Genomic DNA, 16,210 nt, shown 5'->3' on the forward strand with positions numbered 1-16,210 from the left:
GGACACACATGTCGCGGCCAATACTCTACTCTTTACGGAGGTGCCCCTATGCCATGCGCGCACGAATAGCGTTGCTGCTTGCCAGGCAGACGGTCAGGCTGCGTGATGTTGTAATGAAAAACATACCTGCAGAACTACTGGCGGCTTCCCCCAAAGGCACCGTGCCGGTATTGGTTTTTGAGGACTCCCGTGTCATTGACGAAAGCCTGGATATAATGCTCTGGGCTTTACAGCAAAATGACCCCAACAACTTGTTAAATAGCAAGCAACCTGAAGCCCTAGCGTCAATGCTGGCCATAATCAAGCGCAACGACATCGATTTTGTCGATGCCCTGGAAAAATACAAAACGGCTGCTCGCTATCATGATAGCGCCGAGAGGGCTTATCGCCAGCAATGTGAAGACCTTATTTCCCCGCTAGAACAAAGCCTCAACAAATACGACTACCTAATGGGCGCGCGTCCGAGTTTGGCCGACTACGCCCTCCTTCCCTTTCTTCGCCAATTTTCACGTGTCGACCGCAAGTGGTTTATCAACGCCCCCTATCCAAACCTACACCGGTGGCTAAACACCCACTATCAGAACCCAATCTATTCAATCGCAATGACCCAGTATCCACAGTGGGCAGATAGCCATCAGGAGTTCTTATTTGGTGGAGGTTAGCACTAGCATTTAAGATCTCTGTTTAAAATTACTAAAGATCATTATCCGAACAGGTTTAATCCAAAGGCTTTCTTTACGCTGTTTAGTACCTGATTCGATTCGTCCTGTGATTTCTCGCTGCCTTGTCGCAAAATGTCAATTAACTGTGCTTTGTCAGCAATAAACATCTCCCGGCGCTCTCTTATCGGTTTTAGAATTTCCTGAAGGCACTCTTCCAATATTTTTTTCGTCGTCCCGTCGCCCAAACCACCCTGCTGGTATTTAGCCTTTAACTCATTGACATAGTTTATATCCGGGTGAAAAGCATCTAGGTAAGTGAAAACAACATTTCCTTCTACCTGGCCGGGATCTTCAATTCTGAGGTGATTAGGATCGGTATACATAGATTTTACCGCTTTCGATATCTCCTTTTCGCTTGAGCTCAGCAAGATGCAATTTCCCATTGATTTAGACATTTTACTTTTGCCGTCTGTACTAGGAAGTCGTGGTACCTTGCTTAATAGCGGGCGACACTCCACCAGTATTTCTTCCTGGGCAATACTGTTGAGCTTTCTGACTATCTCATTCGTTTGCTCAATCATCGGTAACTGATCATCGCCCACAGGAATTAGTGTTGCCATAAATGCTGTTATATCAGCCGCCTGGCTAATGGGATACATTAAAAAACCTGTCGGGATAGAGCTACCGAAAGATTTGCTGGCAATTTCATTTTTCACCGTCGGGTTTCTTTGTAACCTCGCTACTGATACCAGATTTGAATAATACATGGTCAGCTCCGCCAGTGCCGGGATCGCAGATTGCAGGCAAATAGTAGTTTTCGACGGATCTATACCAACCGCCAGATAATCCGCTACGACATTCAATATATTGGAAGAGACTTTACGCGGGTTATTACCGTTGTCTGTGAGCCCCTGAAGATCGGCTACTAATATAGTCTGTTGATATTTGTGCTGTAACTCGACCCGTTGTTGCAGCGAACCAATATAATGACCAATGTGAAGTTGTCCTGTTGCACGATCGCCGGTCAGTATTTTATCTACCGGATCATCAGACTGTAAGTTAGATTGAAATTGATTTTGCATAATTGTCTCCTAAATAGACCGCCGGAGACATAGTGAAGGTATTCATTGTCAGTCTTCCGACGGCAATGAATAGATGTGATTCAGCGCCGCTCTATTTAATAGAGCGCCACCAAGAAATTGAAATGATTAGATACGTATGATTTAAGTTCATTGCTCGAATCTATCAAGCAATAAACCTGGCTTCAAGATATAATTTCGTCAAATTACTGAACTTGTCTTTATCTAACTGCCAAATCAGACTTTTTACCGAGCCAATTTACTGTAGATAACCGTACTGGACAGCTCTCCGGAAGGCAGCCGACGATCATTTACCAAAGTGGCATCAAGATGATAACCACACCTTTCGGCAACCGCACGGCTATTACTGTTGGTTTCAGCAGCCCGAATCTCCAAACGCAACGCTTTCAGCTCGTTAAATGCATAGTCTTCTATCAGGGAAACCGCTTCAGTAATATACCCCTTGCCTGTTTCTTTGGTATTTAGCCAGTAGCCAATTTCAAAAAATGGCACCGATTTATCGCGAATAATTAGCCCAATCGCACCAAGAAACTTCGAATCACTATTTCGCAGAATGGATAACCGAAGCTCACCATCAAAGCGCTCATACTTATCAATCGCTTCTTGCATGTTTTTGATAGACTCGGATTCAGTTAGCGCATGTGGTACCCAAGGCAAATACTCGCTAAGCTCGTGTTGGCTTGCTCGAATAGCTTCTAACATTGGCTGGGCCAAATCCATTGAAGGTGGTACTAGTTTGATTCTCTCACTCTGCATATACAGTCCACTCCTTATCATTTACAGGTAATTAAGTATTGAATTCATGGCAAGTTAGCAACACCAACTTACCATTTGCTTTACTTTCTTGTAGACTACGAGCCGTTTTATGTCCCTCTCATTCATGGTCCATCATTTTGCATACTCTATCTCAGCTAAAATCTGGTGAATTATCAGGCACTCAGCACTTAAAACTATCAGAAAACCTAACAACTTTCCCAGAAGAAATATTCTCTTTGGCTGACAGTTTAGAAATCCTTGATTTATCGGGTAACCAATTAACATCATTACCTGATGAATTGGCCAAGTTTCAGAAGCTTAAAATTATTTTTGCCTCGAACAACCAGTTTGAAACTCTGCCCGAAGTACTCGGCAAATGCCCTAACCTCGAAATGGTTGGTTTCAAGGCAAACAAAATCTCTAACGTTCCGGCAAACGCCCTGCCGGAAAAACTGCGCTGGCTTATCCTGACGGATAACTGTGTCGAGACACTGCCCGATTCACTGGGCGAGCGCCCTCGACTGCAGAAGCTGGCCCTTGCCGGTAACCGGTTAACAGAATTACCACAGACCATGGCTCAGTTAACCAACCTCGAACTGGTTCGTATCTCGGCAAACCAACTGGTTGAATGCCCTGAGCATCTACTAAACCTGCCGAAGCTTGCCTGGCTTGCTTTTTCGGGGAACCCGTTCAGCCAATCAGATCTCGATATGCACTCAGTCCCTGAAGTGGCTTCATCCAGCTATAACTTGCAAGAAGTGCTCGGTCAAGGTGCATCCGGTGTTATTTCCAAAGCCGTGTGGAGCCAGCCTCAAGCCGAATTCCCAAGCGAGATAGCCGTAAAAGTCTTTAAGGGTGAGGTCACTAGTGACGGTTACCCTGAGGATGAACTAAAAGCTTGCCTGAAAGTAGGCAGACACCCTAATTTGGTCCAGTCTTTGGCTCAGGTCAACGAAGAAGACTACTCGGCACTGATTATGGGGCTGATCCCGTCGCATTACAGCAACTTGGGTTTTCCGCCATGCCTGGACAGTTGCACCCGTGATACTTTCCCTCCCGGCTTTACGCTGTCTATAAACGAGATAGATAAGATCGTTGCTCAAATGAAGGATCTCTTTGACCATTTGCACATCAATAAGGTGAGTCATGGCGACTTGTACGCGCACAACACGCTTTTTGACGAAGAAGCCAACATCATTTTTGGAGATTTCGGTGCCGCGACCATGTACCACATGCTCACTGAAACACAGCAAGAGAAGATCAGACAGATTGAACAACGAGCGCTTAACCACTTTATCGACGATCTGTTAAGTGTCTGCGCCGAAGAAGACAAACTATCCAATCAATACATCCAGCTTAATCAGCAAATAGCTAACTAAGCGATATAACAGAAAGGCATTGTTTCAGCACTATTGCAATGCCTTTTGACAATAAAGTATTCTACCAGCTCATTAAGCGGCTTCATTTTCAGCCTATATTAGAGACAAACTATCACACGCTATATAGTTCCCCCACCGCAAACCACTGAACATTGATAGCTTTCAAGCTTTTCTCTTAAGCAAAAAATCAACACAAATAACATTCACCTATAAAAACAATACAACTTCCCAATTATTCATTTGAATTCACTCGCAGATACAGAAACAAGCACACCTTCACCCCATCAGAATATTAATCTGAATTATTAGAACGGATTAAATTTCACACTACTCTTTCTTTTCATGCTTATAACATTTAGACAAATAAACTTTTAACTTGGTCCTTTGAAGATGATTTTAATGAAGAACAAAATATTGAGAATATTCAATTTTAAGTTCTATAGTGAAGTCGCTGCGTGGTTAGACAGTAATTAAGACTGAAAGCTGTGAGTGATATTCAGTCTCTTTACCAAAGGCGAACATGATGAATAAAAGGAAATGCTTTTAATCCTTGGTTTACTGTGTGTCACAAACTCATCCTCTCCTCAGGTATAGGTACTGCTGTCAATCGTAGTAATAACACATCCAATATCTGTCCCTTACAAGGAGTTTCACATGTTAAAGCTAAAGCTTCTGTCTACCTTAATCGGCTGCAGTATAGCGGCAAGCAGTTATGCCATGAGTCCCCAACCCGACCCGCAAAACCCCACTGGCTATATTGTATCGAAAGCTGATGTCGTAGCCGCAGAACAAGCTAAAACGGCAGATCCTATGTATAAAGTCTGGGCTAAGGCGCTTGCGACCCGTCCGAACACAATAGTAGAAGCCATTGAACCCGGTCTTGCCAGCAACCCTGAAAATGTCAAACGCGTTGAACGCGTTTTCCCCCAATCAGATTGGGACTTCCTGACTCATATGGCAGCGCCCGAATACACCTATACCCGCTTCCTGCGCGCTATAGGTAAGTTCCCGGCATTCTGTGGTGAGTATACCGATGGCCGTGATTCTGACGCGATCTGTAAGAAGTCAATTATCACTGCATTTGCCCACTTCGCACAGGAAACGGGTGGTCACATAGCGAAGGACAACTATTGGGACAACCCACTTGGACTTGAGGAGTGGCAACAAGCGCTGGTTCACGTTCGTGAAATGGGCTGGCAGGAAGGCCAACCGGGCTATACCACAGGCTGCGGCCAGAATGACTGGCAAAATAAGCGCTGGCCTTGCTCACCAGGACAGGGATACTTTGGTCGCGGTGCCAAGCAGCTATCCTACCACTTCAACTATGGGCCCTTCTCTGAAGTCATGTACGACGGCGATGCCACGGTACTGTTGAATAACCCCGCTCTCGTTGCTGATACCTGGCTCAACCTCTCTTCTGCTATCTGGTTCTTCCTTACTCCTCAGGCCCCTAAACCTGCAATGCTGCACGTTATCGACCGTACCTGGGTACCATCCAAAGCCGAGAAAGAAGCCGGAATTGGCTACGGGTTTGGTACCACAATCAATATCATTAACGGCGGTATCGAGTGTGGCGAGCAAAACAGATATAAAGGCCAGCCTGTAAACCGGATCCGTTACTGGGAAGGCTTATCTGCACACTACAATATTCCTATCGAAGCGGATGAAAGCAACACCTGCTGGCAACAGACGCCTTATGGCAGCCTGAACCTGAATGGCTCAACAGATGTGCTTTACACTAACTGGGAGGCTAACTGGAAATACTACCCGGATCGCCCTGAAGGGGTTTCTTTCGAGTGTGAACTGGTTGGGTATCAAACGGCCTATTCGGCGCTGGTTCCCGGCGACTACGAGAAGTGTATTACCAACTTCTATGAGTCCCATGCCAACTGGCCTCAGGTACGTGTCGTCGATACCATGCCGCCAACAGATCCTGGCACAGATCCGACAGATCCTATAGGCAATGCCTGGGATTCAAATAAAGTCTACAATACCGGCGATCGCGTGGTTGTGAATGGTGTGACCTACGAAGCCAAGTGGTGGACGCAAGGTGACAACCCCGAAACCAGCAGCGCTTCAGGACCTTGGAAAAAGGTGTGATCTAAAGATTTGGTAATCGTTACAGGCCACCTTCGCTGAAGGTGGCTTCGTCTTTTTAGTTTGCTACCCTTAACGCTATTTACGGAGTTTAAGCAGCTGTAGCAAATGATACTTCACGAAATAGTTTTTCCCTGCACTATAGCGATCAGGATTATTATCACACTCAAGTGCAACCTTCTTCTTTAGTTCACCATATTCGATTGCTATCTCAGGGTGAGCAATCAGGTAATCCCTGAACGTAATGTGCAACTTGCCGTTTTCATCACCAGCCTTAAAGACATGGATATGATGGGTACGATTATTTCCACCCTTTTGGAAAAAACGGCGCTCAGCTATCCCAAATTCACCCATAGCTTCATAACCAAGTGAAACCAACTCTGAAGTAAGTAAATCCACATAATTCAAATCAGTCACTTCTACAAGAATATCGATAATGGGTTTAGCCGCTAACCCCTTTACCGCCGTACTACCAATGTGGTGAACGTTGACAGCCGCATTTCCTAGTACATCTTTAATCGCCGTCGCTTCTAATTCATACAACTCAACCCACTTAGGATCATAGTCAACTACTTCTATTATTCGCTTACTCACCGTTTACCCTATAGCTTTTATCGCCAGCATGAGCGATGCGAAGAATACACTCGCCAAATTAAATACGATTAAACCCAATATTCGCCCAATCAGAGCTATAAATTGCTCTAGCCGATAAATCATCGGTCTCTGGAGGAATTTACACCATAAAAGACTGAATTTAATTGGGAGTCTATTTAAGATCTGAAACTTTTCACGTGCAAATACTAAATCAATACTGCAACACTAGCGAATAAAAAAGTCTAACATCAACCAATAATGTGAACGCAACCTATACGATAGGCGACAATTGTAATACTTTATTTCAAGCATTAATTAAACGTAACAACCAAGCCAGCAAACAGCGACTTTATTTGCTTTTTGAACCATCAATTTCAGGATGGCCAATTAACCGACCATGGAACTTAGACAACCCTACCGTTCGGCGTGTTTTCTCTGCCCAAATAATACCCAATACGACACCAAATCCGGTACAGATAGCAATGACGGGGAGAACTATTTCATTCAGTGCAAAACAAATCATCCCACCCAAAAACGCCCCTAATAAGGCTGGCGATACCGCGACTTTCAGCCAAAGCAATATATGCACGAAACAAGCGACAAATTTCATTACGCAGCTCCCTTATTTACCAATCTATTATTACCTTCTACATTTGAAGGCTCATCATAATATCAAGCTAGTTGAATATTAATTTGACGAAGCTCTTATTAGTCTTACAAACTGGTGAAATAGAAAGAGAAAAATTTGATTTCAATAACGAAATCAAGCGCTGGCGGCACTATCTGGCCGCCAATCGTTAATGGAAAGCTATATTAAACGGGCCCAAAAGGGTCTTAAGCTCCATAGCGAAAAGAACATCACCGACGGGGCATACTTTTTCTTGCTCCATAAAAAACGTGATTGCTCTCTTAGAAAGTCTGCACCGAGAAAAGCATCAGCAAGTTGCTCAGATTCCCGAGCGTTAGCTTTTTTCAGCTCGTCCAACTGACTTCCAGCCATAAATTGTCGCGGTTCTTGGTTAGTCACCCAGCCTCGTGCAATGCGTTCAGCTTCGTTCATTAATTGCTCATGGGGTACAACCTTTTGAACCAAACCGGCTTCTAACGCTTCCGTGGCCTTAGGTTTCCAGCCTTCGCTTCCCAACATGCGCTGTGCATTCTTTTCTCCCATTAGACGGGGAAAATGAACACTTGAGCACCCTTCCGGTGTGATACCCAGTGCCGCAAATGGTGTTGAGAAAGTCGCATTTTCGGACGCAATGATACTATTTGCCAAGGTGGATGCAGTAACACTGGCACCAATTGCCGGGCCATTCACAGCAATTAACAGAGGCTTTTCACAGTTAAGGAAAAGCTCAAATAGAGCCTTATTATTTTTTACGATTAACTCGCGCAATTTTTTGGGGTGCATGAGCTTAAGAGAGCCCCCCAGGTTAACTCCGGCGGAATAATAATTGCCGGAGCCAGTCAGAACAACGGCTTTGACGGCCTCGCTAGTATTCGCCTTTACAAAGGCTTCACCAAGTGCATCCATCATATCCAATGTCCAACCATTGAGTTTCTTTGGTCGGTTCATTGTCATGATAAGCACCCCATCGGTGAGACGGGTTAAGAGGTGGCTGGCTGCAATACTTGTTAAACTCAGGTCATTCACAATACCTTTCCCTGTTAAAACAATATCGTAACAATTAGCCTACTACATCACTATCCAAATGATAAGCAACAGAGGTCACAATAACACCATCGTAATCCTTTATACCCAAGCAACCTCAAGGTGTTTATGGGAATAATTAAGGATTCTCCTTCATGTAGAGCCTATCTAAACGGCTCTTCAATCCAGTTAAAATGCTGTTATCAATTTCCCGTTGTAGAACATCTGACTCATGGTAGCTTAGCAATGCATCGACAGATTTAGTCAAAGCAGGGATTAAGTGCCTGTTTGCATTATCCCAATACCATCTATCGGCATTTTGCAGCAAAGTAATGACATCATTTCTATCCGTTAAAATCTGACTAATTACAATGTTGCAATCGGTATGATATGACGCAGTATTTTCCAGGTGCTCCGCAAAATCCAACAACCACTTCTTTGACTGAGATTCGAACATCAAGAAACAAACATCCCATTCTTTCCTTTCTTCTATTTGTTGTAATAACGCTTCCAAAGGATATGGCGGGGCGCTTTCCTGTACCTGAATATGCCCCACCCCATCAGAGTGATAAACCGGTTCGCTAAACTCATATTGCTGCAGTAAGTGGATGGGATCATCACCATTACATGAATCTGAGCCCAGTATCTCTGGCTGTAATGCCTGAAACTGGGTTAATTCACCGTATACCTGATCGATACGCTGCAGGAGACGAGACTTCTCATCACATCCCGCAAAATACAGTTCAGCCTTAAGTGTTGGCAATAAATCAAGCAAGGCTTTTGTTTGAACTCGAAATGTGTGTTGTTGGTGAACGATTTTATTGCTCATGCTTTTTTACCGTTAATATATATTCCGCATAAGGCGTTGCTGACACACCAATACTAATCCAGATTTGGGTGCCCTGAACGGTTACCCTATCACCGTGCTTTTCCCTTACTCTTTCAAACCCATCGCCATACAACGAGTACCCTGCCTCACCTTCTGCTGACTCGAGCGAAATAATAAAGGAATCACCTTTAAAACCTAGGATATGGTACTTATTCTCATGCTCGCCTCCGACTATATCCTTAACCTGAAACGGCCGTGCAGGCTTTTCGATATGCACGTAGTAATAATCTCGGCTAAGGGCTTCAATGTGCCGTAAAATCTGACTGTCTGAAGCTAGTACTGGCATGGTTCGGCTAACTAGCATCAAAGATATCAGGGTCAATGTGCATCGATTCATCCGTTAACTCCCAAAAAGCACATATTCATTCTCGGTCTCGAAAAAGAACAACGGGTTATCATTGTCCAGCTCGAGCTGAAGAGCATTATGGATTAAGGGACTAATGGGAGGCTCATAATTTTCATCAATCTCAAGCCTTATTCCATTATGTATGATCCCAACATCTGGGTTGCCAGAGTTTATTAAAATATCGTCTAATGCAACGTTTATATGCCAATGAGTTTCACTCTTTACAGCTTCTGCCGGAACGATACTTTCGCAGCACATTGCCACTGAATAGATAAGCTTGTCGTCAATCAAATTATCTACAGTTTCAGGACGTATCTCCTCCCAGCTCAATTCCTCCATATACCTGAGATAATGGCAGAACAGAATCACAAAGGCTTCGAATTCGCCCTGGCACCGATGTTTGGGGAGAGTGAAGTAAAAAGGCTTGCCCACTTCGCAGATTAAGGGCTCGTAAATCAACTCTTCACCATGATGCTGATCCAGCTTCAGCATAGTCTGAGTCACCATGTCAGGTTGATCCAAGATACTCTCTAGCGGAGAGCTCCAAAACCCTTCTCTATTATCTGCACCCTCTGTGTTCTCACTTTCTTGTTCATTATCGTACAGAACCTCAAAGCTGCCGACAGGCTCGCCGGTCTCCAGCCATTCCAGCATATCCCGAATATCAGTTCGCTTGGAGGAATGAGGCAAGCAAAAGTGTAATTCACCATCAATATCCTTAAGCAAACATTTCACTTCTTTCAGCAATTTTGATTGTTTCTCATTCAAGTCCATTCCTCACCCTTATACTCTAAAGCTCGCACCTGTAACTTTGTGATGCACGACAAAGACTCTATTAAATGTTCAGGCATAAAATCTACCAGCATGGGCAACCATTCAATGAAGCTCACAAGAACTGACACCTGCCTGTTATGTAAACAAAAAGGAACTTCCGAACTTGCAGAACAACGCTAACAGCCCAATTAACAAAACCAATCTACTGCATCGCACTCACCTATTGCTTGAACAACATCGAGCATTTTCTAATCAGCAAGGAGAGCGTTTTAATATCTTCAGTATATTAAAAATGGAACGAAAAGAAGTTGAAACCCATTCGAGATTTATCTATGAGTTACTCAACCCTCATGGGCGCCACGGAATGGGGACAACTTTTCTGGAATTGTTTATCACAGATGCCCTCTCTCTAGACAATCAGCGTGGTATGTACACGGTAAAACGTGAAGACGGTACTGATGAAGGCCGCAGAATTGACTTTACCATTGAGTCAGCAGACTCAATGATTGGCATTGAGATGAAGATTGATGCTGCCGATCAACACAACCAATTGTATGACTACTTTCTAGAGCTAAAGAAAAGAGCAACCAATAAAGAAGTGCGTCTTTATTATCTCACCCTCTTCGGTACTCAACCAAGTACAGGCAGCCTCAATAGCCTTACTGATAAACAATATGAGCTTATTGCATTTAGCAGCCACATCGTCGACTGGCTCACGGCTTGTATTAAAGAGGCGGCAATGAAGCCAGTCCTTAGGGAAGCATTAGTTCAATACAAACTTCTCATTGAGAAATTAACCGGGCAACGACAGGAATTTAAGATGGAATTGGCTAAACAACTGGCATCAAACCCTAATGACTTACAAGCAGCTCTTGCCATCGAACATGCAATTGTAAAAAGTAAGATAATGCTTCAGGAGCGTTTCTGGACAACGCTCAAGCAAGCCTTGGAGAGTCAGGAAAAAATCGTAGCAGTCTATGGTGGTAAATCGATAAAGGATATATCGAAGAACTACTATCAAAATAGCAAAGGTAACAAAAATATCGGACTCAAGTACCCTGTTGGGCAATACGCCGATATGAACGTATACATGTATATCAATCTATATAGCTGGGTTCATTATGGGCTGCGTGTTTGTGACGAACATGGAAATGCTGTCAGCAGACGCGACATCAAAAACGATATCGCTCCTCTCCTCCCTACTGGAAACGCTGTTAACAGCAAGAAAGATGACTGGATTACCTGTTACTACAATGATGAGCAAACAACACAACCCATCGTTAAGTTCGCAGAATTTGGAGACGCTTTTGATACCGATCCTGTACTGCTTTCTCTGACCAACGAGTATGAAGTGCAAAAGCTCGTCGAGAGTATCGTTTGCCATCTGTTGAAGATTGAAGAGCAATTTTCAAAGCAAGCATAAAATTGCCTCAATTTAACTAAAGGTAGTAAATTATAGCTGACAATCAACTTGCTTATTCAATGACTGCCAGCTATTTTACCAACTTAACTACCGAGGTATTTGATATATAAAAGCAAAATGATAATTAGCGCATATAAATCTTCACTATGCCATCATCAAAGCTTTATTGTAATGCTATATTTCATCCAATACTTTCTTAACAAGATCGGATAGTTTTACCCCAACTAAAAATTGTGCAGCGTAACCATTTTTAGCATAAGTTGAAACATTTATAATTTGTTTTAGGCCATGTTTGAGCTCCTGGCGACCACCTTTAACATCTAGTAACGGATCACTATTATTTGCACAGTGCTTCATAGCTTTCGACAAACTATCGTCGTCATCTTTTGATACAATAATTGCAGTTACAAACTTAGAACTATATGGGTTTTCCCACGCGATATGAACATAGCCTTTTATATAACCCTCAGCATCTTCAACTTGATATGTAAACCCTCCACGCGTGCCCGTAGCTGCTCCGTCCGACTTAGCATGAAAAAAAGGTGTGGTTTGTAGTGGTGCCATTTCAGGATTAGGCGGAATACACGCACTATCCGACCAAGCCTTGCCTGATTGATGCTTCATCGCAATTCTTGTCAAAAAGTGCTTTGCCGATATATTGGCAATCACACCAATAACACTAATACCATGCCCATAATCATCGTCAGCTTTCTCACCAAACTTAGCACTTGAAATTACGCTAGAATAAAGTGTATCTTGCGTCGTTGACTTATAGCCTTCAGAGACACCTATATTATTTAAAATCTCCGACTTTTCCATCTTTGATATTCTGCTCATTATGTACACCTTAGTATTTTGTAAGACCATCAACATATTGATATAAAAAGCAAATTGATTCGCCGTCAAATATCATTGCTTATGAAAATAATAAACAGTCTGCGACAAAAAACCATTACACATTATTACACAAGTGATTTTACAAAGGAGGGATTAATAGTGATAAGATAAAGACAAAAAATAGAGTTATAGTTTGGTCACCAGCAAACTGAATAATTTATCCTACTCTACATATTTACTTAAAGAGAGAAGAGTTAGTTGATATTAAAACTATAAATCCTAAATAACTCTAGATAGGTGCCGGATAATAATCCGACACTTGCTCCATTTCTGTGATTATCCCAATTCACCTTTTACACTTACATCTTTTATTCCAAGGTATGACTCTATCTCGTGCTCTAAAAAAAGCGCTTGTTCACTTGTCTCCAGCCCTGAGACTAAACACGTATTCTTACGGTCCTTTTGTATTACTCTGACCTCAAATGTCACACTCTCACCGTTCTTAGAGCTTTTCGTCACCTCTTTACAGTAAACCTGCTCAATTGAAGGTGCTGGTATAACTTTTTTTAAACCAAAAGGTATTGGTGATATTTTCGACTCAACATTACTGTGGCTAACAGTAACAGTTGTTTTGTTCAAAAAACCTGCAACAACGTAATATATTAAGCCAACGCCAACTGCCACATGACCCACAGGAAATAGATAAGTAATTATATTATCTTCAGTCAACGCGTCAAATCCCGGAAACTCTCTGTACCAATTAAACAGAAAAGCATTCCAAATAACCGCAAATCCCGCATAAAATAACGTTTTACTTGTATACCACCTACGCTCAATTGTTAGTCCATCATAGCCCGAATTAATGGTCATTCCTTCAGGAATACCAACATTCATTCTTGCTTTTTCCACCTAAAAAACTCCTTGTTATTGATCATTGAGCGAACACTAACTATTAGTGCTTGTGTTTTTCTCAATCTAAACATGCTGCAGTACATACATAACGACGTTCCGTAAATATAATGCGATATCAAAATCACTCTGGTATTCACAAGAGTCCTGCACTCCAAATGACATCACTCGGCTATTGCCAACTGCTTACCACGCATTCATGCTAAAAATAAGTATGTTAATAATACCAATAGTCTCAATATGCAACTTGATTTGAGTCTAATTTATCAGTCAAAAAAGCCGAATTATCAGTCAGCAATTGTGATGTTTGACACCCTCTGCTTACTGCAAGCATAGACAAGCGCCCCGTAACAGATATAAAACCAATTACCACTGTATAAACCACTGTATAAACCACTGTATAAACCACTGTCATTAGTGTGACATACCTCAATATTTTCAACTCAATACATAACCGGCCCATTTTCACTTAGACACCTACTCAATTTGAGCTAGTGCTAATATTCATTAATAAACAGTGACTTATATTAAAAACCAGTCTTAGGGCGAAACTTTCTTATCCATTGATTGCGACTTTAACGACAAAAAGTGCTTGCAACCCTGTCTGAATAAAACTACTGTATAGACATACAGCATGTATAAATAACCACTAGTAAGGATGACGAACAATGACAGCACTATTTGACAACCTACAATCGGTTTCTGCATCACAAGTCTATAAATCTTCTTTTGCAACCCTTACTAGTTCACCAACGCTTGTCCAACCGGTTAAGTGTCCTATAGAGGTTTGCTTCTCTGATGAAAAACAGACCCAACTGGCCTACTTCCTCCGTATTTTGAAGCAGGCCAGTCAACAAAGCCGTTGGATCATGTTTATCGGTGATGAAGCCATGCTTGACAAAAACCTGCTTCAAAGCGCTGGTGTCGATTTGAACAAAGTGCTGCTGTTAAAAAATAAAAAAGGATTGTCTGATCAGGCATTGATGGAAAAGGCACTACATACAGGAAATTGCAGTGCTGTTATTGCAACAGGTGATGTTGAAGATTTCGAGTGCGAGGACATCCGTCATGCAGCAGAAGTTGGTTCATCTTATGCTTTTGTCATCAATCGCCACAGCAAATCTAAAGTGACCATACATTAGTTAACCTGTGCAAAATCCAACCAGTAAGGAGCCACTAAATAATTATTATTGGTGGCTTTTTTGATCCAGTACAAAAAACAGTGCTTTTAACTACATTTTGCACAATGTGCGTCGCAATTCTTGTGCAATAAGAAGTAAAAGCATAATAAAATGCCTAGCACGTACAAAATGTTAGTCATTTAAACCGGATCTATAAAATGGAAAAGAAACTAGGGTTGGGTGCATTAACAGCGCTCGTTATCGGTTCAATGATTGGAGCCGGAGTCTTCAGCCTTCCCCAAAATATGGCCAACGTGGCCAGCCCTGCTGCCGTGATGATTGGATGGACAATCACGGGAATCGGAATGATTTTTCTCGCACTCTCCTTTCAACATTTATCCAGACTTAAACCAGAAATAGAAAGTGGCGTATTTGGCTATGCTCAAGCCGGTTTCGGTGACTTCATTGGCTTTTGTTCAGCATGGGGTTACTGGTTGAGCGCCATGCTTGCCAATGTCTCCTACCTAGTCATTGTATTCAGTACGCTCGGAATGCTGTTTGACCAGCCAGACATGATATTATTCGGTGATGGCAATACCTGGCTAGCCGTCGCTGGAGCATCTGTGCTGCTGTGGGTAGTTCACGCTCTCGTACAACGCGGTGTCCAAACAGCCGCGGCGATCAATATGATCACAACCATAGCCAAACTGATCCCGCTATTTCTTTTCATTTTCTGTGCTCTGATTGCCTTCCAATGGGATACCTTTGTTTTTGACTTCACCGGCATGCATTTTGGCGAGCAGCATGATTTGCTGTCTCAGGTTAAAAGCACCATGCTCATAACAGTGTGGGTATTTATCGGTATCGAGGGTGCGGTTGTTGTTTCAGGCCGAGCTAAGAGCCGCAAAGATATTGGCCGTGCAACAATATTAGGTTTACTGACCGCCCTTACTATCTATGTGCTGGTAACATTGCTTTCTATGGGCGTGATCAGTACCGAACAGCTGGCTACCTATCAGAACCCGTCCATGGCGCGAGTACTGACAGAAATTTTAGGCCCCTGGGGTTCAGTCATCATTGGCTGTGGGCTATTGATTTCTGTTTGTGGCGCCTTCTTGAGCTGGACAGTATTGGCTTCTGAAGCCCCTTACCTGGGCGCAAAAGACAACATGTTCCCGAAAAGCCTAGCCCGGCAAAACAAAGCCGGCAGCCCGGTGAATGCCCTGCTGCTGACAAACGGCTGCGTTCAGATTTCATTGTTTTTTGTTGTTTTTGCGGGTAGTACCTACGATATGCTGCTGGCAATCGCATCTGAAATGATTCTGGTTCCTTACTTCCTCGTTGGTGCCTATACGCTGAAACTGGCTATCGAGCGCAAGGATCGAGGCTCACTGTTTTGGGTCGGTTTGGGTGCAAGCCTTTACGGTATTTGGTTACTCTACGCGTCTGGCCTGAACTACCTGCTACTGTCCGCGTTGCTGTACTTGCCTGGATTATATTTCTATATCAAGGCTAAGCGAGAACAAAACACAGATATCTTTGTCGGCTCTGAGAAAGCAGCAGCCAGCCTCCTGACCGTCGCAGCATGCCTTGCAGTGGGCATGCTATGGCAGGGAATGATCTGAGTTATCACCAATCAAGAAAAAAGCCAGCTTAACAGCTGGCTTTTTAT

At 43.0% G+C, this 16,210-nt stretch carries 15 protein-coding genes and 1 pseudogene; 6 read left to right on the forward strand and 10 right to left on the reverse strand.

Annotated features, from left to right (window positions below; all coding sequences use genetic code 11):
- Window positions 1-8 precede the first annotated feature (8 nt).
- Window positions 9-662, forward strand: a complete 654-nt coding sequence (locus tag L4D19_RS21780; RefSeq protein WP_428454223.1) for a glutathione S-transferase — start codon at window positions 9-11, stop codon at window positions 660-662.
- A gap of 41 nt (window positions 663-703) precedes the next feature.
- Here L4D19_RS21780 and trpS read toward each other — a convergent pair whose 3' ends face one another.
- A complete protein-coding gene (gene trpS / locus L4D19_RS21785) occupies window positions 704-1,744 on the reverse strand; it encodes a tryptophan--tRNA ligase (RefSeq protein WP_428454224.1) in 1,041 nt (346 codons plus the stop codon).
- Window positions 1,745-1,987: 243 nt separating this feature from the next.
- Window positions 1,988-2,518, reverse strand: coding sequence for a GNAT family N-acetyltransferase (locus L4D19_RS21790; RefSeq protein ID WP_160655052.1), 531 nt, complete (start codon window positions 2,516-2,518; stop codon window positions 1,988-1,990).
- Window positions 2,519-2,655: 137 nt separating this feature from the next.
- Between L4D19_RS21790 and L4D19_RS21795 the strand changes: the two genes are divergently transcribed.
- Both L4D19_RS21795 and L4D19_RS21800 read left to right on the forward strand, forming a co-directional pair.
- Window positions 2,656-3,897, forward strand: coding sequence for a leucine-rich repeat-containing protein kinase family protein (locus L4D19_RS21795; RefSeq protein ID WP_428454225.1), 1,242 nt, complete (start codon window positions 2,656-2,658; stop codon window positions 3,895-3,897).
- 654 nt (window positions 3,898-4,551) lie between these two features.
- A pseudogene (locus tag L4D19_RS21800) lies at window positions 4,552-5,994 on the forward strand (chitinase); the annotation flags it as partial.
- Window positions 5,995-6,072: 78 nt separating this feature from the next.
- Here L4D19_RS21800 and L4D19_RS21805 read toward each other — a convergent pair.
- The 6 genes from L4D19_RS21805 to L4D19_RS21830 form a co-directional block, all read right to left on the reverse strand.
- The gene (locus tag L4D19_RS21805) at window positions 6,073-6,588 is read right to left on the reverse strand and encodes a GrpB family protein (RefSeq protein WP_428454226.1); all 516 of its coding nucleotides are present in this window, start codon (window positions 6,586-6,588) and stop codon (window positions 6,073-6,075) included.
- A 349-nt stretch (window positions 6,589-6,937) separates the two neighbouring features.
- The gene (locus L4D19_RS21810) at window positions 6,938-7,198 is read right to left on the reverse strand and encodes a hypothetical protein (protein ID WP_428454227.1); all 261 of its coding nucleotides are present in this window, start codon (window positions 7,196-7,198) and stop codon (window positions 6,938-6,940) included.
- Window positions 7,199-7,396: 198 nt separating this feature from the next.
- Window positions 7,397-8,242 (reverse strand): enoyl-CoA hydratase/isomerase family protein, encoded by an 846-nt coding sequence (locus L4D19_RS21815; RefSeq protein ID WP_428454228.1) that lies wholly within the window; start codon window positions 8,240-8,242, stop codon window positions 7,397-7,399.
- Between the two features lie 136 nt (window positions 8,243-8,378).
- The gene (locus tag L4D19_RS21820; protein WP_428454229.1) at window positions 8,379-9,068 is read right to left on the reverse strand and encodes a hypothetical protein; all 690 of its coding nucleotides are present in this window, start codon (window positions 9,066-9,068) and stop codon (window positions 8,379-8,381) included.
- Window positions 9,058-9,465, reverse strand: a complete 408-nt coding sequence (locus L4D19_RS21825) for a hypothetical protein (RefSeq protein WP_428454230.1) — start codon at window positions 9,463-9,465, stop codon at window positions 9,058-9,060. Before L4D19_RS21825 ends, L4D19_RS21820 begins: the two co-directional genes overlap by 11 nt.
- A 3-nt stretch (window positions 9,466-9,468) precedes the next feature.
- Entirely contained in the window at window positions 9,469-10,248 is a 780-nt protein-coding gene (locus tag L4D19_RS21830; RefSeq protein ID WP_428454231.1) for a hypothetical protein, read from the reverse strand.
- A 163-nt stretch (window positions 10,249-10,411) separates the two neighbouring features.
- On the opposite strand from L4D19_RS21830, the gene L4D19_RS21835 reads away from it, so the two are divergent.
- On the forward strand, window positions 10,412-11,671 hold the full coding sequence (locus L4D19_RS21835) for a PDDEXK-like family protein (RefSeq protein ID WP_428454232.1): 1,260 nt from the start codon (window positions 10,412-10,414) through the stop codon (window positions 11,669-11,671).
- 174 nt (window positions 11,672-11,845) lie between these two features.
- Here the strand turns inward: L4D19_RS21835 and L4D19_RS21840 are convergent, their stop codons facing one another.
- Both L4D19_RS21840 and L4D19_RS21845 read right to left on the reverse strand, forming a co-directional pair.
- Entirely contained in the window at window positions 11,846-12,508 is a 663-nt protein-coding gene (locus L4D19_RS21840) for a hypothetical protein (protein ID WP_428454233.1), read from the reverse strand.
- A gap of 336 nt (window positions 12,509-12,844) precedes the next feature.
- Window positions 12,845-13,417, reverse strand: coding sequence for a hypothetical protein (locus L4D19_RS21845; protein ID WP_428454234.1), 573 nt, complete (start codon window positions 13,415-13,417; stop codon window positions 12,845-12,847).
- 668 nt (window positions 13,418-14,085) lie between these two features.
- Between L4D19_RS21845 and L4D19_RS21850 the strand changes: the two genes are divergently transcribed.
- Both L4D19_RS21850 and L4D19_RS21855 read left to right on the forward strand, forming a co-directional pair.
- Complete coding sequence (locus L4D19_RS21850) at window positions 14,086-14,559, forward strand: cell division inhibitor SulA (RefSeq protein WP_428454235.1); 474 nt, start codon at window positions 14,086-14,088, stop codon at window positions 14,557-14,559.
- 197 nt (window positions 14,560-14,756) lie between these two features.
- Window positions 14,757-16,163, forward strand: a complete 1,407-nt coding sequence (locus tag L4D19_RS21855) for a basic amino acid/polyamine antiporter (RefSeq protein ID WP_428454236.1) — start codon at window positions 14,757-14,759, stop codon at window positions 16,161-16,163.
- Window positions 16,164-16,210: the final 47 nt, after the last annotated feature.

The organism is Photobacterium kasasachensis (genome assembly GCF_050336885.1).
GTDB classification, from domain to species: Bacteria; Pseudomonadota; Gammaproteobacteria; order Enterobacterales; family Vibrionaceae; genus Photobacterium; species Photobacterium kasasachensis.

Bases quoted from the DNA above. Each gene is read 5' to 3' on its own strand.
- L4D19_RS21810 (WP_428454227.1), bottom strand. From the start codon at position 7,198: ATGAAATTTGTCGCTTGTTTCGTGCATATATTGCTTTGGCTGAAAGTC.
- L4D19_RS21855 (WP_428454236.1), top strand. From the start codon at position 14,757: ATGGAAAAGAAACTAGGGTTGGGTGCATTAACAGCGCTCGTTATCGGT.
- L4D19_RS21850 (WP_428454235.1), top strand. From the start codon at position 14,086: ATGACAGCACTATTTGACAACCTACAATCGGTTTCTGCATCACAAGTC.
- L4D19_RS21780 (WP_428454223.1), top strand. From the start codon at position 9: ATGTCGCGGCCAATACTCTACTCTTTACGGAGGTGCCCCTATGCCATG.
- L4D19_RS21790 (WP_160655052.1), bottom strand. From the start codon at position 2,518: ATGCAGAGTGAGAGAATCAAACTAGTACCACCTTCAATGGATTTGGCC.
- L4D19_RS21830 (WP_428454231.1), bottom strand. From the start codon at position 10,248: ATGGACTTGAATGAGAAACAATCAAAATTGCTGAAAGAAGTGAAATGT.
- L4D19_RS21820 (WP_428454229.1), bottom strand. From the start codon at position 9,068: ATGAGCAATAAAATCGTTCACCAACAACACACATTTCGAGTTCAAACA.
- trpS (WP_428454224.1), bottom strand. From the start codon at position 1,744: ATGCAAAATCAATTTCAATCTAACTTACAGTCTGATGATCCGGTAGAT.
- L4D19_RS21825 (WP_428454230.1), bottom strand. From the start codon at position 9,465: ATGAATCGATGCACATTGACCCTGATATCTTTGATGCTAGTTAGCCGA.
- L4D19_RS21840 (WP_428454233.1), bottom strand. From the start codon at position 12,508: ATGAGCAGAATATCAAAGATGGAAAAGTCGGAGATTTTAAATAATATA.